Raw genomic sequence first — 3,073 nt, forward strand, 5'->3', positions numbered from 1 at the left:
CTTGATTCATTAAAGTGGATGGATGCCCGTCAGGTTGCCACCATTATTCAGCATGAGCATCCTCAGATTCAGACTATCGTTTTATCATATCTAGAGCCTGAGCAGTCAGCTGAAATTCTCTCTCAGTTCCCTGAAAATGTAAGACTTGATCTTATTATGAGAATTGCAACCTTAGAAGAGGTTCAGCCTGCAGCATTGCAAGAACTTAATGAAATTATGGAAAAACAGTTTGCCGGTACAGCTGGCTCTCAGTCTGCAAAGATTGGTGGTCTAAAGAGTGCTGCCGATATTATGAACTACTTAGATAGCTCAACTGAGACTCAGCTGATGAATGCTATTCAGTCTCAGGATAAGGAAATCGGTAATCAGATCCAGGATCTTATGTTCGTATTCGATAACCTCAATGGTGTTGATGACCGTTCAATCCAGACTCTGTTGCGTGATGTTCCATCAGACGTGCTGCAGAAGGCTTTAAAGGGCGCAGACGATGGTCTCAAGGAGAAGTTCTTCAAGAACATGTCTTCTCGTGCAGCTGCATCCTTACGTGAAGATCTTGCATCTATGGGACCTACCAAGCTCTCAGATGTTGAAGCTGCTCAGAAGGAAATTCTTACTATTGCAAGAAAACTTGCAGATTCTGGCGCTATCATGCTAAGCCGTGGTGGTGGAAGCTCAGACTTCATCTAGTGACTGAAGGAATACTATGGACGATTTTTTTTCACAGGAACAAGTTGATGATTCCGTTGTTAATGCTGAGGATATCCAGAAGCTTAAAAAGGGCCGTCTTGATATAAGATATCATCGAACTGTTTCTACTGTTACATCAGCAGATAAGGCTAAGGATTACAAGGTTAAAGTCTGGCCTACACTTGATGAGAATGATGCTGTAGGTCCTTTAAACGCACTTGGTGTAAGAATTGAAGATTATCAGTCCCGTAAAAAAGCTCAGATAAAAGAATTTGAACAGTTTCAGGCAAAGAAAAGACAGGAGCTTTTCTTAGAAATTTCCAACATGGCCGAAGAGGAAATGGAGCTTGTTGAGGCTGAAAGACAAAAGCCAGCCTTTACTGTTGAAGAGCTTGAACAGATTAGAAATGAAGCTTTTGAGGAAGGTAAAAATCAGGGCCTTGAAGAAGGTAGAGCAAAAGGTCATGAGGAAGGTTTTCAGTCAGGCTATAACGAAGGTGTTGAAAAAGGCGTTGCTGAAGGCTTAGAAAAAGGCTATCAGGATGGCTACAGACAGGGACAGGAAGATGGCTTTACTAAAGGCCACTCTGAAGGTTTAGAGTCAGGTCAGAGCGTTGTACTTGAACAGGTTGAGCGCTTTAGATATCTTGCTGACTCTCTTGCAAATCCACTTCGTGAACTTGATAGAGATGTAACAGATGAAATCTGCTATATCATTTCCCGTCTTGCAAAGGTGATCATAAGAAAGGAGATTAATAATAATGAGCCTTTCTTACGCAATACCTTAGATAAGGCACTTTCAATTCTTCCAAATTCAAAGAAGGGTGCATCAATCTATTTAAATCCTGAAGATGCTGCTCTTGTTAGAAGTGCTCTTGGCAGTGAGTATATAAATGAACAGCACTGGGAGCTTAATGACGATGACTCTCTTGAGATTGGCGATATAAGAGTTTGCAACAGTGCATCAACTGTTGAATGGAGAGTTAATGACCGAATTGATTCTCTTTTAGATAACTTTTTAAGCAGCGTCTATCCAAATGTAAACTCAGCTTTAAAAGAATCAATCGAGGGATGTCCTGAATATGATGAGATCCCTAAAAAGAAGATTGCAAAAAGAACCTTAACTGACATAAAAGATTCAATTGAACAAAGTGTAAATCCAGAAGATCAGCAACAGATGCAGGATACTGAAAGTGAAGGTAGCGAAATTGCAGATGAGTCTGTATCTGAAAATGAAGTATCTGATGCTCCACAAGAAGATGCACAGCAGGTTTTGATGGATGAGCCACAAAACAGAGAGCTTAGTGCAATTGAAGAGCTTGAAAGTCAGGTATCAGAGCCTATGTCTGATGAGGATGCAGCTTCAATTCTATCTAAAAGCGCAACCGGGGAGATATAAATGAGCAACCTTCTCTCCAGACTGCAGTCAATAAATCTTGTGGAGAGTGAAAAGCCTCCTGTAATCTCAGGTCATCTGACAAGAGTAGTTGGTCTTACTCTTGAGGCTGTCGGTATCAAGGTGCCTTTAGGTCAAAGATGCCGTATTGATACTAATAATGGTCCTATGATTGCAGAGGTCGTAGGCTTTTCTGGTGAGACAACATTCCTTATGCCAACCTCTGATATTATCGAGGTTCAAAACGGCGATCCTGTAATTCCTGTTGCAAATACTGATTCTTATCCATACGGACTTCATCTGTTAGGACGTGTGCTAGACGGTATGGGTAATCCTATTGATGATAAGGGACCTTTAGTAAGTACAACAGCAACAAAATGGCATCCAAAAAAATTAAATCCTATGGGACGACGTCCTATTAAAGAGCCATTAGATGTGGGTGTAAAGGCAATCAATTCCTTACTTACCATAGGTCAGGGACAGCGTATTGGTCTTTTTGCAGGTTCTGGTGTTGGTAAGTCTGTACTTTTAGGTATGATGACACGTGGTACCACAGCTGATATCGTTGTTGTAGGACTTATCGGTGAGCGTGGCCGTGAGGTTGTAGAGTTTATCGATGATATTCTTGGAGAAGAGGGCAGAAAGCGCTCCGTTGTTGTAGCAGCGCCTGCTGATGCTTCTCCTCTTATGAGACTTAAAGGCTGTGAGACCACACTTCAGATTGCTGAGTATTTTCGTGATCAGGGTTATAACGTTCTTTTAATGATAGATTCATTAACACGTTATGCCATGGCTCAGCGTGAGATTGCTCTGGCTGTAGGTGAACCTCCTGCAACTAAAGGTTATCCTCCATCTGTATTTGCAAAGCTTCCTGCTTTGGTTGAAAGAGCCGGTAATGGTGGTAAAGATCAGGGCTCAATTACAGCTTTCTTTACTGTCCTGGTTGAAGGTGACGATCTGCAGGATCCTATAGCAGATTCTGCAAGAGCT

The 3,073-nt window shown here is 41.7% G+C and carries 3 protein-coding genes; all 3 read left to right on the forward strand.

Features of this window, described 5'->3' with window-relative positions; genetic code table 11:
* Positions 1–687 (forward strand): flagellar motor switch protein FliG (fliG, locus tag ACJML3_RS03910; RefSeq protein ID WP_406020803.1); only part of this gene is annotated, 687 nt, incomplete at its 5' end.
* Positions 688–703: 16 nt separating this feature from the next.
* A complete protein-coding gene (locus tag ACJML3_RS03915; RefSeq protein ID WP_406020805.1) occupies positions 704–2,086 on the forward strand; it encodes a FliH/SctL family protein in 1,383 nt (460 codons plus the stop codon).
* The coding region (locus tag ACJML3_RS03920; protein ID WP_406020807.1) for a FliI/YscN family ATPase at positions 2,087–3,073 on the forward strand (987 nt) is incomplete at its 3' end. It lies immediately after the preceding gene.

It is taken from the genome of Succinivibrio sp., assembly GCF_045124615.1.
GTDB classification, from domain to species: domain Bacteria; phylum Pseudomonadota; class Gammaproteobacteria; order Enterobacterales; family Succinivibrionaceae; genus Succinivibrio; species Succinivibrio faecicola.

Coding starts and splice junctions, on each gene's coding strand:
- ACJML3_RS03915 (WP_406020805.1), top strand. CDS start 704: ATGGACGATTTTTTTTCACAGGAACAAGTTGATGATTCCGTTGTTAAT.